The following is a 20,552-nucleotide window of genomic DNA, read 5'->3' on the forward strand; positions in this document are numbered from 1 at the left end:
TATCCGGTCATACCTAAGCAACGGGCCTTCTCAAATGTCCACAACCAACCACGCTATCTCCGCTTCGGGCTTCATTGCCCAGGCAGGCGCGTGCGTTGCCGTTGCCAAGAAATCCAAGAAACAGCCGCTCATCTGACCGAGGCGCGCTGTCTCGTCAGGTGGGCTGACGAGACAGAAGGCGCCAGGTATCCCTGCCAGAACGCTTCGACTCTCCACCCTCTGACGCTGACTTTCGGTCAACATCAGGAGTTATTGAATGTCGAATTTCCGTGGTATCTGGATCGCCCTCGTCACCCCATTGCGCGCCAATGAAGTCGACTTTGACGCCCTGGAAACGCTGGTGAAGAAGCTGCTCGAAGACGGCGTGACCGGTTTTGTCGTGTGCGGTACCACGGGGGAGGCAGCGGCGCTGTCCAAGGCCGAGCAACTGGCTGTGCTGGATGCCGTTCTGGGCTGGGTGGAGCCGGGCAGGGTGGTGATGGGGCTGTCGGGTTACAACCTGCGCGAACTGTTGACGTTCCAGGCAGAAATCCAGCGGCGTGACGTGGGTGGGCTGCTGGTGCCGGCACCTTGCTACATTCGCCCATCACAGGCCGGCATTGAAGCCTTCTTCAACGCCGTGGCGGATGCCGCCAGCGTCCCTGTAATCGTGTACGACATTCCCTATCGCGCCGGCGTGCGGATTGAGCGCGAAACCCTGCGCCGGATTGTACGGCACCCGCGCATCGCGGCAGTCAAGGATTGCAGCGGCGACAGCGAAACCACCATGGCCCTGATCCAGGATGGCGATGCCCAGGTGCTGGCTGGGGAAGACCTGCAAATTTTCAACAACCTGTGCCTGGGTGGGGCAGGGGCCATTTCGGCCTCGGCGCATGTGCATGCCGACCTGTATGTACGCATGCTGCGGCAGGTCGACAGCGGCGACTGGGTGGCCGCACGTGGTACGTACTATCAGTTGCTGCCCTGGATCAGGATGGCGTTTGCCGAGCCTAACCCGGCGGTGGTCAAGGCGGCTTTGCAGTTGCAGGGGTTGATGACCGACGAGCTGCGTGAGCCCATGCAGCCTTGCACCGAAGCCACCCGAGGCAAGCTGGCGGCTGTATTGGCGCTGCGCGGTGGCTTGGAGTAGGGCTTGTACAAAACCTGAAAGCTGGCGCGACTACTGTGGGAGCGGGCGTGCCCGCGAAGCAGGCTGCGCGGAGGATGGCACGGGCTTCGCCCGTGTTCGCGGGCACGCCCGCTCCCACAGGGATTTGCGCCAGCTTTCAGAAATTGGGCAAGACAGTTGCTACCAAAGCGATCACGCTGGCTTTCCGGTCTGCGTTTCATCTGCCGGTTGAGGCAAGGACTCAGTTCACCATCACTGCATCCAAGGCCTGTTCCAGTGTGCTGACCGTGCGCTCGATATTGTGCAGTTTTTCGAGCCCGAACAGGCCGATGCGGAAGGTCTGGAAGTCTGCCGGCTCATCGCATTGCAACGGCACGCCGGCGGCGATCTGCAGGCCGTGGTCGGCAAATTTCTTACCATTCCTGATGTCGGCATCATCGGTGTAGCTCACCACTACGCCTGGGGCCTGAAAGCCGGCTGCGGCCACACTCTTGAACCCTTTGCCGGCAAGCATTGCGCGCACCTTGTCGCCAAGGGCCTGTTGTTCGCTGCGGACCTTGTCGAACCCGTAGGCTTGCATCTCGCTCATCGCGTCGTTGAACCGCGCGAGCGAATCGCTGGGCATGGTCGCATGGTAGGCATGCCCGCCCTGTTCATAGGCCTGCATGATCTGCAGCCACTTTTTCAGGTCGCAGGCAAAGCTGCTGCTTTGCGTCTGCCCGATGCGCTCGAGGGCCAACGCACTGAGCATCACCAGCGCACAGCAAGGGGAGGCGCTCCAACCTTTCTGCGGAGCGCTGATCAACAGGTCGATGGCGCACTTGTGCATATCCACCCACAGCGTGCCCGAGGCGATGCAGTCCAGTACGAACAGGCCGCCCACCGCATGCACGGCGTCGCCTATGGCCCGCAGGTAGTCGTCGGGCAGAATGATCCCTGATGAGGTTTCAACGTGCGGCGCGAACACAATCTGCGGCTTGTGTGCCTGAATGGCTGCCAGCACCTCGTCCAGCGGCGGTGGCGCGTATGCAGCCTGGCGGCCGGGGTCGACAGGTCGGGCTTTCAGCACCGTGGTGGCTGCCGGGATGTTGCCCATCTCAAGGATCTGGCTCCAGCGATAACTGAACCAGCCATTGCGTATCACCAGGCATTGCTGGCCGGTGGCAAACTGTCGTGCTACCGCCTCCATGCCGAACGTACCGCTACCGGGGACTACCGCAACAGCCTCGGCGTTGTAGACCTGCTTGAGGGTGCTGGAAATGTTCCTCATCACCCCTTGAAAGGTCTGCGACATGTGATTGAGCGAGCGGTCGGTGTAAACCACCGAGTACTCGACCAGCCCCTCAGGGTCAATACTGGGGTAGAGCTTTGACATGGGTGACTCCTTGGCAGAGATGTCCATGGTATCGACCCTGCCCTAAGCTTTGGTAAATGGCAAGATGGGGCGCGACTGATTGCAGGGAGATGGCCAGCCACCGAACGAATGCTGATCCCTTAAAGAGCATTGTCTTCGGCAGTAGATTGACTACGCTCTGTTTGGATAAGCAATAAGGACTGTTTAGATGGGAAGGAAGTTGAATGCCGCCGCAGTGCTCTTGCTGGCAATGGGTTTGAGCCCAATGTTGTTGGCCGATCCCGGAAAAGCGAAAGGTCATGACAAGGGAAGCCAACACAGCAACCAAGGGCATCAAGGCAACGGTAATGAGTGGCACAGTGGGCCTTCGGTCGACGTGGGCGGGGTGCGTGTCATCCTCAACGATAATCGCGGTTACTGGAACCCAGGCGCCTCTCTGCCTCCCGGCATTCAGAAGAATCTGGCGCGCGGCAAACCTCTCCCGCCCGGAATCGGCAAGAAACTGGACAGCAGGTTGATCGGACGACTTCCCCATTACGATGGCTATGAGTGGCAACAAGCCGGCGCTGACCTACTACTTGTGGCTATTGCCTCGGGTGTGATCTATGAGGTGCTGCACAATGTGCTGGATTGAAGTCGTCCGCTTGTCCTGCTATGAGTTACGCGCTGAACGGGCAGTTCCAAAGCGTTGAGGCATAACCATATACCCTTTAATTCTTTGTCGCCTGCGACCCTATGTTTTCAACTAGCGCCTTTTTGAGCGAGCGCTGTCCGTGGAGCACTGTGAAGTAGTCGTCATCGGTCTGGGCGCCATGGGCGCCGCCACCACGTATCAATTGGCCAAGGCGGGTGTCGATGTGGTGGGCATCGACCGCTTCCATCCCCCGCATACCTTTGGCTCAAGCCATGGTGATACGCGAATTACCCGATTGTCCGTTGGGGAAGGTGCGCAGTACGTGCCTATCGTGAAACGGGCCCAGCAGATCTGGCGAGACCTGGAAGCGCAGTCCGGCGAGTCATTGTTCGAACAGTCCGGCTTGCTCGCCCTGACTTCCAGCCCCGACTTCGACCCCGAGGATAAGACCGACTTCACCCTGCGCACCGTAGGGTTGGCCCAGACCTACGGGATCGAACACGAAGTGCTCGACGCCGAGCAGATCCGCCAGCGCTTCCCGCAATTCGCGAACGTAAACGACAACGCGATCGGTTACTTTGAGCCAGGGGGTGGTTTCGTGCGCCCTGAGCGCTGCATTGAGGTGCAGTTGCGTTTGGCAGTGCAGCACGGCGCGACCTTGCACACAGGCGAAACGGTTACCCAGATCAGCTCGGATGAACAGGGCGTGACGGTCACGACCGACCTGCGCACGGTGAAGGCCCGCAAGCTGGTGTTCAGCGCCGGGAACTGGGCCGGCGGGTTGTTGGGTGAGCCCTTCGACCGGTTGCTGAGTGTCTACCGGCAGAGGCTGTTCTGGTTTGAGCTTGAAGACGGCTCGGGCCTTGAGGGCGCGTCGCCCACGTTCATCCTCACCCATGGGCGGGGGGACGACAAAATCAACTACGGCTTCCCTGCGCAGCCCGGCGAGGGCAGCCTGAAAATCGCCACGGCCCAGTACCACACGGTCTCGCAGCCCGACCTGCTGGACCGCACTGTTTCTGCCGTGGAAGAACTCGAGATGTATCAGCAGCAGGTGCAGGGCCGCATTGCCGGGGTCACACACAAGGTCCTGAAGTCGGCCGTTTGCGCCTACACCGTCACCCCGGACCGGCATTTCATCATCGATCAACACCCCACGCTCAAGCACACCCTGGTGGTGTCCGCCTGCTCAGGCCACGGTTTCAAACACTCAGCGGCCCTGGGCGAGGCTTTCGCGCAGTGGTGCACACGCGGCACTACCGACCTTGATCTGTCCTCTTTCACCCTTGAACGATTCGAAGGAAAACATCTGTGAAACGTATTGCACTTTCCCTTGCCTTGCTGGCTGCCTCCCTCGGTGCTGCACAGGCCGAAACGCTCAAGATTGCCGTAGTGCCTGTGCCTCACGCCGAGATTCTGGAGTTTCTCAAACCTGAGCTGGCCAAGCAGGGCGTTGAGCTGGAGGTGAAGGTATTCACCGACTATATCCAGCCGGATCGTCAGGTTGACGAGGGGCGGTTGGATGCCAACTACTTCCAGAGCAAGCCGTATTACGAGGCCTACAAGAAAGACCGCCCGAGCAGCGACCAGGTACCGGTTGTAGCCGTTCACATCGAACCGTTCGGTGCTTACTCGAGCAAGGTCAAATCGGTCGCCGAGCTGAAAGATGGCGCGACCGTTGCCATTCCTAACGACCCCACCAACTCTGGGCGCGCATTGCTACTGATCGCCAAGCAGGGCCTGATCACGCTGAAAGACCCCAGCAACATCATGGCAACCGCCGCCGACATCACCAGCAACCCGAAGCACCTGAAGTTCAGGGAGCTTGAAGCGGCCATGCTGCCGCGCGTGCTGGGCCAGGTGGACATGGCGCTGATCAATGCCAACTACGCGCTGGAAGCCAAGCTGGTGCCGCACAAGGACGCGCTGTTCATCGAAAGCTCGGAGTCGCCGTACGCCAACTACCTGTACGTGCGCAGGGAAAAAGCCAGTGACCCGGCTGTGCAGAAGCTTGGGGCCTTGTTGAACTCGCCTCAGGTCAAGCAGTTCATCCTTGAGCGTTATCACGGCGATGTGGTGCCGGCGTTCTGATCGCTTGGCTAGACATCGCAGTGGATGGCACCGGCTCGGGAGCGCTACGCGCGCGTTGGTTTAGCCCTGAATGAAAAGACGCCTGCTGTTTCCAGCAGACGTCTTTGGCTGCTCAGTCGGCACCGTGCCCGACGGTGATCAATAGTTCCAGAACCCTGCGATCCAGCGGAACCCATCTCCGTCCACCGCCACACGCCCTACAGAGGGGAATGGCAAGTGTGTGGCAACGAACAACTCGCCACTCGCTGCGGCAGCTTGCAGCAGGGCCACTCGTACCCGTACCGACTCATCAGGATCGTGCTCGAAGCCGTTGTGCCAATCCGGGTGATCAAAGGCTACCGGGAATAGTGCATCGCCGGCGAATGTCAACCGCTCTGCGCCCGAGTTGAGATACACCACGCAATGCCCCGGGGTATGGCCGCCGGTAAGGCTGGCGACCACACCGGGCGCCACTTCATGCTGGCGTTCGAACGTGCGGATCCTGCTGCCATAGGTTTGCATGAACGCCGTGGCCGTGGACCGCAGCACGTCCGGCACCGGCTGTGGCATGTCTGTCTGCGAGAAATCCGGTGCGGCCCAGAAGGCGACCTCGGTCGCGGTGACATGAATTTTCACGTCCTCACGCAAGCGGTTTTTCACCTCATCCACCAGCAGGCCGCCGATATGGTCCATGTGCATGTGGGTAATGACGATATCGGTGATCGATTCCAGCGCGATGCCGGCAGCCGCCAGCCGTTTCGGAAACTGCCCGGCCCGCGGGAAGCCGGGGAACTGCCCACCCAGCCCTGCATCCACCAGGATCACCTGCTGACCGCTGCGCACCAGCAGGACGTTCAGGGCCCAGTCGAAGTTTTCCGGCCCCAGGAACATGTCCTTGAACCAGGCCGCGCGGGCAGCCGGGTCGGCGTTGGTCGACATGGTCTGGGTGGGCAATGGCAGTACACCGTCACTCACCACCAGCACATCGATGTCGCCGACTTTCACGGCATAGCGCGAGGGCACCAGTTCTTCAGTCTCGCTCGGGACGACAGTGTTCATTGGCATTGTCATGGTCGTTCTCCTGCTCGAATGGATAGGTTCATGCCACTGGAATCGACGGGTCGGCAGCGGCCAGGGCGGTGGCGCGTTCGGCGGCCGGTGGGTAGATCCATACGGTGTTGATCTGGGTCTTGAGTTCCTTGGCTTCGCCTTTCACCAGTTTCAACTGGCGGTCCCAGCCTTCGCTGTACACGGCGCCCCATGCACCCAGGTCCAGGCAGGTCACGTACTTGGGCTGGCGATAGGGAGTGGGAGCCACACCCAGCAGGTCGGCGGCGGCATTGTTGCCGGCATGGCGGCCGAGGCAGATGGCGTGCTGGCAGGACATCACCGCGAAGTTGCCGATATCGTCAGTGGCGGCATAGGCCACATCGCCCGCGGCGAATACATCGTCAAGGCCACGCACCTTGAGGTTGCCGTCCACATGCAGGCGGCCCTGGTGGTCGCGTGCGCTGGTCAGCTGTTCGGTCAGCGGGCTAGCGCGCATGCCGGCGGTCCAGACCACGGTCTGGCTTTCGATACGCCGGCCATCAGCCAGGGTTACGCCCTCGGCATCCACCGCCGCTACGGTGGCGCCGACGACCCATTCGATACCCAGTTCGTCCGAGGCTTCGATGATCGAAGGCCGGATACCTTCACCCAGGGCGGCGCCGATGCGCTCGCCACGGTCGATGAGCACCACCCGGGTCTTCTCGCCTTCGCCCAGTGCTGCACGCAGGCGCGCAGGCATTTCGGTCGCGGTCTCGATACCGGTGAAGCCGCCGCCGGACACCACCACGGTATTGCGGGCGGCGCTGGCGGGCCGTTGGCCCAGTGCCATCAGGTGCTGCTCCAGGCGCGCGGCCGACTCGATCTGGTCGACGTCGAAGCTGTGCTGGTTCAGGCCAGGCACAGGTGGCCGCGCCAGCTGGCTGCCGCTGGCCAGGATCAGCCGGTCGTAGGCCAGCTGCGCCGGTTGGCCCGCTTCGTCGCGGTAGCTGACGCGGCGGGCCTGTTCGTCGATGCTGTCGGCGCTGCCCTTGACGAAGTGTACGTCCACGGCATCGAACAGCGCCTTGAGCGGGGCGAACATGCTGTGCACATCGGCTTCGTAGAAGCGCGGGCGGATGCGCAGTTCGGCTTGCGGGGCCAGCACGGTGATCTGTACGTCCTGGCGGTCATGCATATCGAGCAGGCGCGCAGCGCTCAGGGCGCTCCAGAGGCCGGCGAAACCTGCACCAATAACCAGAAGTTGCTGTTTCATGATCGTGCTCCTGACGTGAACGGGTAAGGGTTCTGAACTTCAGCCTTGGCGAGACGCTGTAGGGCCAGTCGTTCGCTGTAGGTTGATGTTAAGCAGGGGCAGGGGCGGGCACACTTCTCCATGGGTGTGCAACGGATTACGCATGGGGCGTAAGAGGGTATACGAAGGTATCGAGGCAGCTGTTCAGTGGTGCAGGGCAGACGCGATGCAGTCCAGCAGTTGCTGGGCTTCGAATGGCTTGGGCAGGCAACTGACCACGCCCGGCATGCCCGGGGTGATGCGCGAGCGCTGGCCGGGGTGGGCGCTGATGAAGATCACCGGGATGTCGAACCCCCGTACCTGCAGTTGCGTCAGCAGTTCGACGCCGCACATGCCGGGCATCTGGATGTCGGAGATCAGGCAGCCCGCCTGACCAGGGCCATCAGAGGCGAGGAAATCACTGCCGCTGGCAAAGGTGCGGGCACGGTAACCGGTGGCACGCAACAGGCCGTCGAGCGCATCGCGCAGGGACTCGTCGTCGTCGACGACGGCAATCAGCGTTGCGGTGGGCTGCTTCATGCGCGCATGGCTCCTGGCGGCCTGTGCCATGGTATCCAACATACCCCGTCGTGCAGGCGGCAGAAGTATACCTTGGTATAACCGGGCAATACCTGCGTCTGGTATTGCAGTTTGCAGTGGCCAAACCGATGAAGCTTGCCCAACAATAGGCTAGATTTTTCATCTGCCAACGACGCGGCGTCATTGCTCAGGGAGTACACATGGCCTTACAGGGCACGCATAGCTCGAATGAGCCGATGGTGTATATCGTCGATGACGACGAGGCCATGCGCCTGGCCCTTGACGGGCTGTTCCGCTCAGTGGGTCTGCAGGTGCAAAGCTTCGGCTCCACCCAGGACTTTCTGGCCTTCCCGCGCAAGGCTGTACCCGGCTGCCTGGTGCTCGATGTGCGCCTGCGGGGTGAGAGCGGCCTGGCCTTTCAGGCGCAGATGGAGCAGGGCGGGGTGCGCATGCCGGTGGTGTTCATGACCGGGCATGGCGACATCGCCATGTCGGTGAAGGCGATGAAGGCTGGCGCGGTCGATTTTCTGGCCAAACCGTTCCGTGACCAGGACATGCTCGACGCGGTGGCCAGTGCCCTGGCGCGCGACCGCGAACGGCTGGCAGGCGAGCAGGCAAACCTGGCACTGCGCCGTGCTTTCGAAGCCCTCACGCCCAGGGAGCGCCAGGTGCTGGGCTTCGTGACCGCAGGCCTTATGAACAAGCAGATCGCCGCTGAGCTGAACCTCAGCGAGGTCACCGTGAAGGTACACCGCGGGCAGATGATGAAGAAGCTTGGCGCGCGTTCGGTTGCCGACCTGGTGCGCATGGCCGAAGCGCTGGGTGTCGAGCCGTTGCCGCGCACGGTCTGACACCGCCCGTACTCTTCCAACTCGAGGATGGGGCCCGGACCCATGCCAGGCAAACAGCAAGTATTGTGGAACGATGGGGATCGCCTGTTTTGCCGGCTGAAGCGCCCGGACGGCACCCGCATGCTGCTGATGCGGCCGGCCAACGAACAGCCATTGCCGGCCACCGTCGACCGCCTGGCCCATGAATACGGCCTGCGCGATCAGCTCGATGCTGGCTGGGCGCTGCACCCCCAAGCCTTGGAGCGGATCAACGGCAAGCCGCGCCTGGTGCTGGGTGACCCCGGAGGCCAACCCTTGTCGGCGCTGCTGGTGGCGCCGCTGGGCGTGGAAACCTGCCTTGAGCTGGCGATTGAAATCAGCGTTGCCTTGGGCCGCATGCACCTGGCCGGGCTGGTGCACCGGGACCTCAAACCCCACCATATTCTTGTCGGCTGCGACGATGGCAAGGTCCGCTTGACCGGTTTTGGCCTTGCTTCGCGCCTACCCCGCGAGCGGCATGCCCCCGAACCGCCGGAGACCATCGCCGGCACCCTGGCGTACATGGCGCCTGAGCAGACCGGTCGGATGAACCGCTCCATCGATTCACGCAGTGACCTCTATGCACTAGGGGTGAGCCTGTACCAGATGCTTACCGGCGCGTTGCCCTTCCACGCCACCGATCCCATGGAGTGGGTGCACTGCCACATTGCGCGCAAACCGTTGCCACCTTGCGAGCGTGTCGCTACCGTGCCGCCGCTGCTTTCCCAGCTGGTGATGAAGCTCCTGGCCAAGACCGCCGAAGATCGTTACCAGAGTGCCGCCGGCCTCGAGCACGACCTGCGCCGGTGCCTTGCCGAATGGCGGCAAAGCCGCAGCATCATGGCCTTCAGCCTGGATGAGCAAGGCACCCCCGACCGCCTGTTGATCCCGGAAAAACTCTACGGCCGTGAACGCGAAGTGCAGGTTCTTGAAGACGCCTTCACCCGTATGGTGCGCAGCAGCGTGCCGGAGTTGGTGTTGGTCTGCGGATACTCGGGCATTGGCAAGTCTTCGGTGGTCAATGAGTTGCACAAGATGCTGGTTCCGCCGCGTGGTTTGTTCGCCAGCGGCAAGTTCGACCAGTACAAGCGTGATATCCCCTATGCCACGCTGGTGCAGGCGTTCCAGGGGCTGGTGCGCACGCTGCTCGGCAAAAGCACCGAGGTTCTGACCGAATGGCGCTCGGCGTTGCTGGCGGCCTGCCAGCCCAACGCGCGGCTGTTGACCGACCTGATCCCGGAGCTGCGCTTGATCATCGGCGAGCCCGCGCCAGTGCCGGAGCTGGATCCGCAACAGGCGCAACGGCGTTTTCTGCTGGTATTGCGGCGTTTCATCTCGGTGTTCGCCCGCGCCGAGCATCCGCTGGCGCTGTTTCTGGACGACCTGCAATGGCTGGATGCGGCGACCCTCGACCTGCTCGAAGACCTGCTCACGCACCCGGAGCTGCACTACCTGATGGTGGTGGGCGCCTACCGCGACAACGAGGTGGATGCCCACCACCCGTTGACCGCCAGGCTCCAGGCAATTCGCAAGGCCGGGGCCCCGGTGCACGAGGTGCGCCTTGCGCCCCTGGCCCGGCCGCATATCGAACAGTTGATCGCCGAGGCGCTGCACTGCCCGGCGCCCAGTGTAATGGGCCTGGCCCAGTTGGTGCAGGACAAGACGGCCGGCAACCCGTTTTTCGTCATCCAGTTTCTCCAGGCCTTGGCCGAGGAATCGCTGCTGGCCTATGACCCTGTAGCCCGGCGCTGGCGTTGGGATTCGCAGCGCATCCATGCCAAGGGCTACACCGACAATGTGGTTGACTTGATGGTTGGCAAGCTGGCGCGCCTGCCGTTGGCCACCCGGCAGGCGCTTCAGCACTTGGCCTGCCTGGGGAACGTGGCGCAAACGCAAACCCTTGCCCTGGTACTCGGCCTGCCGCCCGAGCGTGTGCAGGCGGTGTTGTGGGCTGCAATCCGGCTGGAACTGGTGGCGCACCAGGACGGTACCTGCGCCTTCGTGCATGACCGCATCCATGAAGCTGCCTACTCGCTGATCGCCGACCAGGACCGCGCTGCGATGCACCTGCGCATCGGCCGCCTGTTGGCCGAACAGGTGTCGGCCCGGCACCGCGAGGAAGCCATTTTCGAGATTGTCGGGCAGCTCAACCGAGGCGTGGCGCTGATCGATGCCCATGCCGAACGCGAGCAATTGGCCGCCCTCAACCTGCTGGCCGGGCGCCGGGCCAAGGCCGCGTCGGCCTACGGTTCGGCGCTGGCCTATCTGAGGGTGGGCGAGCAATTGCTGGAGGGGCCTTGTGCAGCTCCTGCGCATGAGTTGAACTTTGCCTTGGCGCTGAACCTGGCTGAGTGCGAGTTTCTCACCGGCCAGCTCGGGCACGCCGACGAGCGCCTGATTGGCCTGGCACAGCGCGCCAGAACTGCGGCTGAAGGCGTTGCCGTGGCCTGCCTGCACATGGACGTGTGCCTGATGCTCGACCGCAGCGACCGTGCGGTGGCGGTTTGCCTGGCCTGGTTGCGCCAGGTGGGCATTCATTGGAGCGCGCAACCGGACGATGACCAGGTGCGTGGCGAATATGAGCAGATCGCGCTGCAGGTGGGCTCGCGCAGCATCGAGCAGTTGATCGACCTGCCGCTGATGAACGACGCGTCCACCCTGGCCACCCTGGATATCTTGTGCAAGCTGTTCGCCCCGGCCTTGCAAACCAATGCCAACCTGGCCTGCCTGACCATTTGCAAGGCCGTGAGCCTGAGCCTTGAGCATGGCAACTGCGACGCCTCGTGCATGCTCTACGCCAATATCGGGCGGGTCTCCCGGCGCTATGGCGACTACCAGACCGGCTACCGGTTCGGGCGCCTGGCTTGCGAGCTGGTCGAGCGGCGCGGCCTGCAACGCTTCGAAGCCAATACGTTCCTGTGTTTCTCGATGTTCGTGGTGCGCTGGACGCGGCCGGTCAGCGAGTGCCGCGAGTTGCTGCGGCGGGCCTTCGTTGCGGCCAACCGGGTCGGTGACCTGCCGTATGCCGCCTACGTCGGCAATGGGCTGATCTCCGATCAACTGTTCAGCGGCGAACCGCTGGGCAGCATGCAAACCGAGGCGGAGCAGGGCCTGGCTTACGCAGAAAAGGTGCATTTCGGGCTGGTGATAGACTTCATGCACACGCAGCTGGCGCTGATCCGCACGCTGCGCGGGCAAGCACCGGTGTTCGGTTGCCTGGACACCGAACACTTCAGCGAGGCGCGTTTCGAGCAACACCTGGACGCTATGCCGGGCCTGGCCTTGGCCGCGGGCAAGTACTGGGTGCGCAAGCTGCAGGCGCGTTACCTGGCCGGCGACCATGCGGCCGCTGAAGCCTGTGCTGTGCGGGCCAAGGCGCTGCTGTGGGTGATCGCCTCGTTCTTCGAAGAGGCGGAATACCACTTTTTCGCGGCGCTGACCCTGTCGGCCCGGCAGGATGCTGATGAGGCAACCTTGCAGGCGTTGGCCGAGCACCATGGGATGCTGCAGGTCTGGACACAGCAGTGCGCGGAAACCTTCGCCAGCAGGCAGGTACTGCTTGCGGCAGAGATCGCCCGCCTGGAGGGGCGCCTGCTCGAGGCCGAGCACCTCTATGAACAGGCTATCCAGCTAGCGCGTGACAGCGGTTTCGTGCAGGTAGAGGCGCTGGCCAACGAACTGGCATCGCGCTTCTATGCCAGCCGCGGGCTTGCCAGGATTGCCCGGGCCTACCTTCGTGATGCGCGTTATGGCTACCTGCGCTGGGGGGCCGACGGCAAGGTTCGCCAGCTGGACAGCCGTCATCGTTATCTGCGCAGTGCCGACCCGGAGCTGGGGCCCACGACCACCATCGCCACCCCGGTCGAGCATCTGGACCTTGCGACTGTGCTCAAGGTGTCTCAGGCCGTGTCGGGCGAAGTTGACCTGCACAAGCTGATCACCCAGGTGCTGCGCACGGCAATCGAGCAGGCCGGTGCCGAACGTGGCGTGCTGGTGCGTGCCCGAGGGGAAGCGCCGCGTATCGTTGCGCAGGCAAGTGTGGCGCAGGGCGAGGTGGTGCTCTGCGACGAGCCGGTGAGTGGCACGCTGCTGGCCCAATCCGTGCTTTACCAGGTACTGCGCACTGGGGAAAGTCTCTGCCTGGACGACGCCATCGTTGACGCTGCGTTCATGGCTGACGATTACATCCGCCGTTGCCGGGCCCGGTCCCTGCTGTGCCTGCCCCTGACCAATCAGGCGCGGTTGGTGGGGGCGCTGTACCTTGAGAACAACCTCAGTGCAGGTGTGTTCGACGCTGCGCGCATCGCGGTGCTGCGGCTGGTCGCGTCACAGGCCGCTATCTCGCTTGAAAACGCCAGGCTGTATCACGCGGTTGCCGAACGCGAAGCCAGGAATCGCCAGGTGCAGGCTGAACTGGCCCATGCCAACCGTGTCGCGACCATGGGCCAGCTGGCCGCCTCGATCGCCCACGAAGTCAACCAGCCGATCGCCGCCACGGTCACCAACGCCAACGCTGCCATCCGCTGGTTGGGTGCGCAACCCCCGCAGCTGGATGAAGTAGCGCTGGGGTTGGGGCGGATCATCAAGGATGCCAACCGCGCGGCGCAGGTGCTAGGCCGTATTCGCGAGATGATCCGCAAGGCTCCACCGCAGAGGCAGGCGGTGGACATCAATACCGTGGTGCTGGAAATGGTCGAATTCACCCATGGCGAGGCCGTAAGAGGGAGGGCAGAGGTGCGCACCGAACTCGCCGAGGGTTTGCCGAAGGTTCTGGCCGACCGGGTGGAGCTGCAGCAGGTGCTGCTGAATCTGATCCTCAACGCGCTGGAAGCCATGTCGGAGGTTGCACGCGCTCGCACGCTGCACATCAGCACGGCCATCGACCAGGACGGTGTGAGGGTGACCGTGGCAGACAGCGGGCCCGGATTCGAAGCGGAAAACGTACAGCAGGTTTTCGAGCCTTTCTACACCACCAAGGCGACCGGCCTGGGCATGGGGTTGTCGATCTGCAGCTCGATCATCGACAGCCACGGCGGCCGTTTCTGGGCCAGCGCCAGGCAGGGCCCTGGCGCCGAAGTGCAGTTCACCTTGCCGGCGCATCCCGCGCCGGGCGCGTACTAGTTTCGGTGTTTGACAACAGCACTGCATGTGATGGGGAAGTTGACCGAATTGGCGATAAAACACTCGTGGTGGGCATCGTCATGCAGCCGCCTGGCAAGATCCAGATTCGATTTGCTACAGATAATGACCTGGGGCCTTAACTCTGCGTCCTTGAAATGGCCTTTACGCTGGCCATCCCCTTCAAGCATTCGGGCCACTGGGTAATCGACGTATTCCAGCACGTTCACATTGCTGACTGCGCACAGATGAAGATACCAAAGCTTGTGGCAGGCCGAGATCGAGGCCAGCAACATGTCTTCAGGGTTCCAGCGTTCCGGGTTCCCTCGAAAGGCGGGGTCCGCAGAGCCAAGGATAGGTGCCTTGCCTGAAGCCTCTACGTTGAAGTCTCTCTGGTACGACGTGTAGCTGGTAGTACCTTCACCCGTGTTACCTGTCCAGTGTACGGTGACAGCGTAATGGTGTTCTTTCATGGTCACTCCTGTGTCGAAAGACGGCCGGTAAAATTGCCCACCGCTTGGGCGCGGTTATCTTGCTCTCGATGGAGGGCTCTGCACCAGCATCTATTCTTTGCAGCGATGCATGAGCAATCCCAGCCCATGCAATGCGCCGAACTGCGGATAGTCTGACTGCTGATGTCTAGAGTAACTCTTGTCTCGGCGTCAAACCTTGCCTTTCGCAGACGCCACCGCCCATGAACTGGAGAACAGATATGCCGGCTTGTCCCATACCGACTGACGAAACGGCGCGCCAGCGTACACTCGATGAAATGAATGTGTTGGATACACCGGCTGAGCATTACCTCGATACCCTGGTGCGACTCACTCAGGAAGTGGCGCATGTGGACACCGTGCTGATCAGCCTGATCGATCACGATCGGCAATGGTTCAAGGCCAGGATTGGGCTGGACGTAAGCGAGACCCCGCGCAATGTGTCCTTCTGCGGCTACGCCATCCTGGGGGACGACACCCTGCTGGTGGCAGACGCCGAGTGCGATTCGCGATTCGCCGATAATCCGCTGGTCACTGGCGCACCCTATATCCGCTTCTATGCCGGGCACCCCTTACGTGCAGGCAACGGCAAGGCGATCGGCACCTTATGCATGTTCGACCCTCGCCCACGCGTCCTGAGTGAGGCCCAACAGGCCAACTTCAGAGATCTGGCCACGCTGGCAGAGGGTTATCTACAACTGCGCAGTTTGATACAGGCCAACCAGGACTTGCGGCTCGAAATGGACCGTGAGCAGCGCAAGGCTTTGGTTGATCCGCTAACTCAACTATGGAACCGCGGCGCTTTGGCGGCCTTCAAGGAACGTGAACGCCGTTTGGCAACGGAAAAAGGTCTACGGCTGGGTGCTCTGTATGCGGACCTTGATCACTTCAAGGCTGTTAACGACAAGTATGGCCATGCTGACGGTGACAAGGTGCTCTGCGAGTGTGCGTGTCGCCTGCGAGCTGCGCTTCGCCCCGATGACTTGCTGGTACGCCAGGGCGGTGAAGAGTTCGTCGCATTGCTGCGTGTGAAGGACGATGACGAACTGGTGCGCATCGCGGAGCGCGTGCGCCTGCTCATCGGCAGCAGGCCGATGCAACTCTCTGGCGGCCCACTGAGGGTGAGCCTGAGTGTGGGATGTACTCTGGTTGCCGAAAGCGAGCAGATCGATGAAGCCTTGAGGCGCGCCGACAGCGCACTTTACACGGCAAAAAAGGGAGGGAGAGATCAAGTTGTCTACGTGCCGCCGCATAAATGAGGTATGTTCCTGCCCCTGAAAATCGCGGGCATTCATGGAGGAACACATGCGGATCTACATTACAGGCGCCTCATGTGCGGGTGTGACCACTCTGGGGCAAGGTCTTGCCTCGCGGTTCGGGCTCCGTCATGCGGATGTGGATGACTATTTCTGGATGCCCACAGACCCTCAGTTCACAACCAAGCGGCCGGTCAGCGAGCGGGTGCCGTTGCTCCAGCAAGCACTCGGTCAGGATGATTGGATACTGACCGGTTCATGCATGGTCTGGGGTGACGCTCTACTGGCGCATGTCGACCTGATCGTGTTCGTTGTGACGCCGACACCTGTGCGCCTTGAACGTCTGGCGGCTCGTGAAAAGGCTCGCTTTGGCGATCGCATCGCACCCGGTGGAGACATGTATGAAATACATGCAGGGTTCAGGGAATGGGCTTCGCAGTATGACAATCCAGACTTCTCTGGACGCAACCGAGCTTGGCATGAGCGGTGGTTATCAAAGCAGTCGTCGCCCATCCTGAACATTGACGGGACGATCACCACTGAAAAAATGGTATCGGAAGTCTCCCAGGCGTTGTCGCACCTAAGGCATTAACGCTCCAGCGGTGACGTCAGCGGGTCAACGTTGGCTATCTATATCGGGTCGAAAGCCGTCACTGGCGAGCAACTGACTTCGACCCATAGCGGACAGTCAGTTTTCCCGGGAGTTTGGCACCTGGGATTCACGCACGATTGGATCTTTCCTGATCTTGTAGTGGATGTAGACTTTGTCTACCAATCAAGGAAGCGAGTGCGCACAGACCATGACGCAAAAGGATTTCAACTACCAGCCGTTTCTGTCAGGACGCTCGTTAAGACTGGAGCCTCTCACCAAAGGCCATTTTGACGAGATGCTGGATGCAGCAAGCGACCCGAAAATCTGGGAAGGTCACCCGTCTACGGATCGCTTCAAGCGCGAGGTGTTCGAGCCCTATTTCGCAACGCTACTAGCCACTGGGAAGGCGCTTGCAGTGATAGATATTCAACAGCAGAAAGTGATCGGTGGATCAAGTTACTACTCACCACCCGATCAATGCGACAGCATTGCCATTGGCTTTACCTTTTTGGTGAGAGAGCACTGGGGAGGAGGGAGCAATCGCGAACTCAAGCGCTTGATGGTTGAGCACGCTTTCACGCTGTACGACAGGGTGTTCTTCCATATCGCGCCGACGAACATACGGTCTCAGAAAGCCACGATGAAATTGGGTGCCGAGCACCTCTATGACGCGGAGCTGAACCTTTCAAACGCTCCAAAGCTCTGGAAGTGCTATGCGCTTACGCGCGCTCGATGGCAGAACCCTTGAGTGTGGTGAGGAGTTGCGCTGAACCTGATGCTCAGGGGTAGCCTTCGACATTTACTGCCGCCGGTCACCACTGTCCGCTATCGACCCATTGCAGCCGGTGAGCCGAACAGCAATCTTTGTGGGAGCGGGCGCGCCCGCGAAGAATCCAATGCGGAGCCTGGCACCGGCTGCGCCGGTGTTCGCGGGCACGCCCGCTCCCACAGAGTGTGCTTCGTGCTCACGAACCCAGTAATTTTTCAGTGTCTGCCATGGGTTGAAAGCGCCGGTCGTTAATGACCGCTTTCGACCCATGGCGGACATTTGTATCTGGGGCCGCTTTGCCGCTCATCGCCGGCAAGCCCGGCTCCCACAGATACAGCGCAGGCCTGCACTCTGGTGACGATCCTGTAGGGGCAGGCAATGACAGCATTGCATGGGCGGTCTCTAGCTTGGTCGGGTCAATCGGCGCCAATGATATCCGCAGCGCAACTCTCAGTTCAGTGAGGTCCTGGATAGGTGAGCGCCTGGGCACGGGCTTACGATCTGGCCGACATTCATGCCCGCCGTTCCGCTTGGCATAGTCGTGTAAAACTTGACGCCCGACGCTACGATCATAGGCGCAACCTCACGTGTCACGTAGGGCTGGCCATTACTCAGCAGCATTTTGATCGCCTCTTCCCGATACCTGGCATTGTTCACCATCGGGGATCCAGGTACGTCGGTCAATGGCATGACCTGCACGGCCACTTGATCGGTGAAGACGTAGAAAATCTCACCGTTTCCCTCATGAATGCACCTCACATTTTCCGTTTTGATAACGTCCTTCTTGACGTATTTCCCCCATTGGTGGTCGACCAGAAGAAGACTATCCGGCGTGAGGACGCTGATACCTGGTGTGGCGTGGCAGCCCGCTGGCCCGCCGATGCGCATCCAGCAAAAACTCGTGAACGACGTGTCGGTAATCTCGGCCAGCTTGAGGTCTTCCTTGATGTGCTGCCTGGCCTCTGTCGTATTGTGCTGGATACTGCCGCAGGCGCTGAGAAGTGCGGCGACGAGAGCAATGGCGGTGCGCGAAAACATGGTCAGTCCTTTGATCGGGCATAAAAGTTGGTGGCATTTTCATGATCCTGACGACTACTGACAACTACCTGTAGTTCCCTCCCGACTCGTAGCTGACCACCACGTACGGCAGGCGAATGTTGCTGGTCGCTCAGTGAGTGCTGCTGTAAACGCCGTAACGCTGTAGTCATTTGGTAGTCATCCGCTTGCCAGGGCACTGTACTCATGTGCTCTATGAATCGATATACCGAAGGTCTGCTCAACTGCCAGTGCATGATCGCTTGGCATCAGCACTACCTGAGGCCTGGTAGTCGGCCCTGTCAGCCGCAATTGAGCATGAAGGCCGTTGGTGTCACCCAAAGTCGGTATGGCGTTGGCAAGGGATACGGCAAACGGTGGTTCAGAGGACTGATCGGGGTCATCCCACAGCTCATAGATACGTTCAAAATCTGGCTGCCTGAGTTCGACCCATACCCCAACGCTATAGGGCTCATCACGCTGCAATACAGGAAGAGGTAGCGTTGCCCGGATAAAGAATCGTTCGGCATTGAGAATGCACAAGTCGCTACTCTCTTGGACTTCAGCAGCCCTGATCTCAGCAGGGAGGGCTGCTACCAGGTCTGGGTGTAGAAAAACCAGCTCAATGTCATCGCTGGTGTGTTCCTTTCCGCATTCATTGCAGATCATCTTAAAAGCTCCTGTTGCATCTACCGGGCTTGGTGATGCCGACGCGGCGCCAGTATAAGGCTTCCCTGGAGGTGCGATATCAACGAAAGAGTCAGCCGGCAAGCATCGAAATCGTGGTCAATGCACAGACGGGTCATCAATAAGCGGCTGCATTGGGTCGATACCTGTCAGACGCGGATGAGCGCTAGTTTAATGGTGCACTTGATTGTCGAAAGAATACTTTGGTAAAAATGAGATGCGAAATATAGGGCAGTTAAAATCAGTCGTCCGAATTAGAATCGCATCAGTGCCAACTTTCTAAGCCTTGGTCGACCGTCTACCAAATTGAAAATTTTGATCATGATTATATAGTAGCACCCATTCCTCTGATTCTGGAAATACAACTAGATCATCCGAAGACGGATAGCAGAACTCCGGCCAGAAGGAGATGAACACCTCCCATGTTGTGCGCAAGGCTGTCTCGGCCTCCCAAGAAAGTGATACGGGCTGCTCTAGGTGTGGCTGGAGCTGTTTCAGCCAATTGGAGCACCTCTCTGGACCAGCCTGTTCTGCGTTGAATACTTCAGGACGTAGCTCGGTGCTCAAGCAGTGATTGTCCAAAAAATGTAGCGTTCGCTTGTGCAGCGCTCTCGCCTCATCGGGCAGCACTGCCTGCATTTGCGCAAGGATTTTTTGTGGCAACACGGCATACGCTGGGTCGATCCAGCGCCATGCTAATTTATGATTCTGGATACGCATTAACTGATGCACCTAATTTTAGTGAAATTTATGAGCAGTGCTTTCTGGGTTGATAGTTAAGCACTTTCGTTCATAGGCGTCTGCTTTTGACCGCTAGCTACCCTCTGACAAAGGCCGCTTTGGGTCGTAAGCGGCCTACCGCGACCGGCTGGTATCGACCCAAAACTGACTCTGGAAAGCACGACAGAATCTTCCGTGGCACGAAGATATTTGCATTCGATACCTGGAAAATCAGTACCTTCAGACGTCTATGTTGGGGTGGCCACTGAAAGGACTTGGGAGGACTGCGGGTGCGACTGAATAATTTGTTTGCGCTGCTATTACTGGGAGCGACATCTGCGCAGGCCGATCTTGAAATACAGAGCCAGGCAGATAACCCGCGTCAGGCTGAAATGGTGATGCGATTGCGGGCTGCAACTGCCGGGCGCCCGCCGTCAACAGCCAGTTTTCCGAGCCAAGAGCAGACCATTGCGAGTATCGAAAGGGCTAAGGGCATGAGGGGGCTTTTCGCGCATGCCCCCACGTTTCAGTCGCCTTCCAGGTCGGCGATAGAGCAGCTTGATTGCCAACTTTCCATCGAGGCGCCAGCAGGTGTCGAGCGCAAAGTGGGGGGACTCAATGGCGTCCAGTCCGTCTATGCGTGTGGCACAAGCTATGTTGTCACTTATGAGTACAACTACGCGGTTGCGCTTACGCAGCGGGTGCGGGTGATCGACGATGACTTCGCAAAACAAACCGACCTGCTCAATCCATTGATAAAGGTGGGGGCGGTTACCAAGGGCGAGACAAGAATGACCCACTTGCGCTGGCTGAGCCCTAAAAACGAGATCAGTTATGAGGTCTACACCGACGTTTCGCACGCTGACGGCAAGACGCTTGAGAAGGCGCTGGAATCGGTGCTGAAGGCCACTGCGCTGAGGTTGAGCAAGGCCGGAGACTCAGTGTCTGTCGAGTAGCGCTGATGAGATCTGCATACACCGAAGTGATAC

The 20,552-nt window shown here is 60.5% G+C and carries 18 protein-coding genes; 10 read left to right on the forward strand and 8 right to left on the reverse strand.

Features of this window, described 5'->3' with window-relative positions; genetic code table 11:
* Positions 1-256 precede the first annotated feature (256 nt).
* Complete coding sequence (gene dapA, locus ACQKPZ_RS12455; protein ID WP_427538309.1) at positions 257-1,129, forward strand: 4-hydroxy-tetrahydrodipicolinate synthase; 873 nt, start codon at positions 257-259, stop codon at positions 1,127-1,129.
* 220 nt (positions 1,130-1,349) lie between these two features.
* Here the strand turns inward: dapA and ACQKPZ_RS12460 are convergent, their stop codons facing one another.
* The gene (locus tag ACQKPZ_RS12460) at positions 1,350-2,483 is read right to left on the reverse strand and encodes an aminotransferase class V-fold PLP-dependent enzyme (protein ID WP_427538312.1); all 1,134 of its coding nucleotides are present in this window, start codon (positions 2,481-2,483) and stop codon (positions 1,350-1,352) included.
* Between the two features lie 187 nt (positions 2,484-2,670).
* On the opposite strand from ACQKPZ_RS12460, the gene ACQKPZ_RS12465 reads away from it, so the two are divergent.
* From ACQKPZ_RS12465 to ACQKPZ_RS12475, 3 genes are all read left to right on the forward strand, one after another.
* Positions 2,671-3,096 carry an anti-virulence regulator CigR family protein gene (locus tag ACQKPZ_RS12465; protein ID WP_427538315.1) on the forward strand — a complete coding sequence of 142 codons (426 nt, stop codon included), beginning with the start codon at positions 2,671-2,673 and terminating at the stop codon, positions 3,094-3,096.
* Positions 3,097-3,235: 139 nt separating this feature from the next.
* A complete protein-coding gene (gene solA / locus ACQKPZ_RS12470; RefSeq protein ID WP_427538318.1) occupies positions 3,236-4,411 on the forward strand; it encodes an N-methyl-L-tryptophan oxidase in 1,176 nt (391 codons plus the stop codon).
* Complete coding sequence (locus tag ACQKPZ_RS12475) at positions 4,408-5,187, forward strand: MetQ/NlpA family ABC transporter substrate-binding protein (protein ID WP_427538321.1); 780 nt, start codon at positions 4,408-4,410, stop codon at positions 5,185-5,187. Before solA ends, ACQKPZ_RS12475 begins: the two co-directional genes overlap by 4 nt.
* A 138-nt stretch (positions 5,188-5,325) precedes the next feature.
* Here ACQKPZ_RS12475 and ACQKPZ_RS12480 read toward each other — a convergent pair whose 3' ends face one another.
* From ACQKPZ_RS12480 to ACQKPZ_RS12490, 3 genes are all read right to left on the reverse strand, one after another.
* Positions 5,326-6,237 (reverse strand): MBL fold metallo-hydrolase, encoded by a 912-nt coding sequence (locus ACQKPZ_RS12480; protein WP_391134482.1) that lies wholly within the window; start codon positions 6,235-6,237, stop codon positions 5,326-5,328.
* Between the two features lie 28 nt (positions 6,238-6,265).
* The gene (locus ACQKPZ_RS12485) at positions 6,266-7,468 is read right to left on the reverse strand and encodes an NAD(P)/FAD-dependent oxidoreductase (protein ID WP_391134479.1); all 1,203 of its coding nucleotides are present in this window, start codon (positions 7,466-7,468) and stop codon (positions 6,266-6,268) included.
* Positions 7,469-7,651: 183 nt separating this feature from the next.
* The gene (locus ACQKPZ_RS12490) at positions 7,652-8,026 is read right to left on the reverse strand and encodes a response regulator transcription factor (RefSeq protein ID WP_427538324.1); all 375 of its coding nucleotides are present in this window, start codon (positions 8,024-8,026) and stop codon (positions 7,652-7,654) included.
* Positions 8,027-8,226: 200 nt separating this feature from the next.
* Here ACQKPZ_RS12490 and ACQKPZ_RS12495 point away from each other — a divergent pair, with 200 nt between their 5' ends.
* Positions 8,227-8,877, forward strand: coding sequence for a response regulator transcription factor (locus ACQKPZ_RS12495; RefSeq protein ID WP_391134473.1), 651 nt, complete (start codon positions 8,227-8,229; stop codon positions 8,875-8,877).
* A 42-nt stretch (positions 8,878-8,919) separates the two neighbouring features.
* On the forward strand, positions 8,920-14,016 hold the full coding sequence (locus ACQKPZ_RS12500; RefSeq protein ID WP_427538327.1) for a trifunctional serine/threonine-protein kinase/ATP-binding protein/sensor histidine kinase: 5,097 nt from the start codon (positions 8,920-8,922) through the stop codon (positions 14,014-14,016).
* Here ACQKPZ_RS12500 and ACQKPZ_RS12505 read toward each other — a convergent pair.
* Complete coding sequence (locus ACQKPZ_RS12505) at positions 14,013-14,486, reverse strand: OsmC family protein (protein ID WP_427538330.1); 474 nt, start codon at positions 14,484-14,486, stop codon at positions 14,013-14,015. The genes ACQKPZ_RS12500 and ACQKPZ_RS12505 overlap by 4 nt on opposite strands.
* Positions 14,487-14,725: 239 nt before the next feature.
* Here ACQKPZ_RS12505 and ACQKPZ_RS12510 point away from each other — a divergent pair, with 239 nt between their 5' ends.
* From ACQKPZ_RS12510 to ACQKPZ_RS12520, 3 genes are all read left to right on the forward strand, one after another.
* Positions 14,726-15,763, forward strand: coding sequence for a sensor domain-containing diguanylate cyclase (locus tag ACQKPZ_RS12510; RefSeq protein WP_427538333.1), 1,038 nt, complete (start codon positions 14,726-14,728; stop codon positions 15,761-15,763).
* Between the two features lie 46 nt (positions 15,764-15,809).
* Positions 15,810-16,352: an adenylate kinase gene (locus ACQKPZ_RS12515; RefSeq protein ID WP_427538337.1), complete on the forward strand. Its 543-nt coding sequence runs from the start codon at positions 15,810-15,812 to the stop codon at positions 16,350-16,352.
* A 172-nt stretch (positions 16,353-16,524) separates the two neighbouring features.
* Positions 16,525-17,100, forward strand: a complete 576-nt coding sequence (locus ACQKPZ_RS12520) for a GNAT family N-acetyltransferase (protein ID WP_427538340.1) — start codon at positions 16,525-16,527, stop codon at positions 17,098-17,100.
* Between the two features lie 471 nt (positions 17,101-17,571).
* Here ACQKPZ_RS12520 and ACQKPZ_RS12525 read toward each other — a convergent pair whose 3' ends face one another.
* From ACQKPZ_RS12525 to ACQKPZ_RS12535, 3 genes are all read right to left on the reverse strand, one after another.
* On the reverse strand, positions 17,572-18,159 hold the full coding sequence (locus tag ACQKPZ_RS12525) for a hypothetical protein (RefSeq protein WP_427538343.1): 588 nt from the start codon (positions 18,157-18,159) through the stop codon (positions 17,572-17,574).
* 177 nt (positions 18,160-18,336) lie between these two features.
* Positions 18,337-18,825, reverse strand: a complete 489-nt coding sequence (locus ACQKPZ_RS12530; RefSeq protein WP_427538346.1) for a DUF2199 domain-containing protein — start codon at positions 18,823-18,825, stop codon at positions 18,337-18,339.
* 297 nt (positions 18,826-19,122) lie between these two features.
* Positions 19,123-19,563: a hypothetical protein gene (locus ACQKPZ_RS12535; RefSeq protein ID WP_427538349.1), complete on the reverse strand. Its 441-nt coding sequence runs from the start codon at positions 19,561-19,563 to the stop codon at positions 19,123-19,125.
* Between the two features lie 290 nt (positions 19,564-19,853).
* Here ACQKPZ_RS12535 and ACQKPZ_RS12540 point away from each other — a divergent pair, with 290 nt between their 5' ends.
* A complete protein-coding gene (locus ACQKPZ_RS12540; protein WP_427538352.1) occupies positions 19,854-20,519 on the forward strand; it encodes a hypothetical protein in 666 nt (221 codons plus the stop codon).
* Positions 20,520-20,552: the final 33 nt, after the last annotated feature.

Source organism: Pseudomonas sp. NPDC089547, from assembly GCF_050280665.1.
In the GTDB taxonomy this organism is placed as follows: Bacteria; Pseudomonadota; Gammaproteobacteria; order Pseudomonadales; family Pseudomonadaceae; genus Aquipseudomonas.

Excerpts from the sequence above, each read along its gene's own strand:
- dapA (WP_427538309.1), top strand. The coding sequence starts at position 257 with ATGTCGAATTTCCGTGGTATCTGGATCGCCCTCGTCACCCCATTGCGC.
- ACQKPZ_RS12460 (WP_427538312.1), bottom strand. The coding sequence starts at position 2,483 with ATGTCAAAGCTCTACCCCAGTATTGACCCTGAGGGGCTGGTCGAGTAC.
- ACQKPZ_RS12465 (WP_427538315.1), top strand. The coding sequence starts at position 2,671 with ATGGGAAGGAAGTTGAATGCCGCCGCAGTGCTCTTGCTGGCAATGGGT.
- ACQKPZ_RS12480 (WP_391134482.1), bottom strand. The coding sequence starts at position 6,237 with ATGACAATGCCAATGAACACTGTCGTCCCGAGCGAGACTGAAGAACTG.
- ACQKPZ_RS12485 (WP_391134479.1), bottom strand. The coding sequence starts at position 7,468 with ATGAAACAGCAACTTCTGGTTATTGGTGCAGGTTTCGCCGGCCTCTGG.
- ACQKPZ_RS12490 (WP_427538324.1), bottom strand. The coding sequence starts at position 8,026 with ATGAAGCAGCCCACCGCAACGCTGATTGCCGTCGTCGACGACGACGAG.
- ACQKPZ_RS12495 (WP_391134473.1), top strand. The coding sequence starts at position 8,227 with ATGGCCTTACAGGGCACGCATAGCTCGAATGAGCCGATGGTGTATATC.
- ACQKPZ_RS12500 (WP_427538327.1), top strand. The coding sequence starts at position 8,920 with ATGCCAGGCAAACAGCAAGTATTGTGGAACGATGGGGATCGCCTGTTT.
- ACQKPZ_RS12505 (WP_427538330.1), bottom strand. The coding sequence starts at position 14,486 with ATGAAAGAACACCATTACGCTGTCACCGTACACTGGACAGGTAACACG.
- ACQKPZ_RS12510 (WP_427538333.1), top strand. The coding sequence starts at position 14,726 with ATGCCGGCTTGTCCCATACCGACTGACGAAACGGCGCGCCAGCGTACA.
- ACQKPZ_RS12515 (WP_427538337.1), top strand. The coding sequence starts at position 15,810 with ATGCGGATCTACATTACAGGCGCCTCATGTGCGGGTGTGACCACTCTG.
- ACQKPZ_RS12525 (WP_427538343.1), bottom strand. The coding sequence starts at position 18,159 with ATGTTTTCGCGCACCGCCATTGCTCTCGTCGCCGCACTTCTCAGCGCC.
- ACQKPZ_RS12530 (WP_427538346.1), bottom strand. The coding sequence starts at position 18,825 with ATGATCTGCAATGAATGCGGAAAGGAACACACCAGCGATGACATTGAG.
- ACQKPZ_RS12535 (WP_427538349.1), bottom strand. The coding sequence starts at position 19,563 with ATGCGTATCCAGAATCATAAATTAGCATGGCGCTGGATCGACCCAGCG.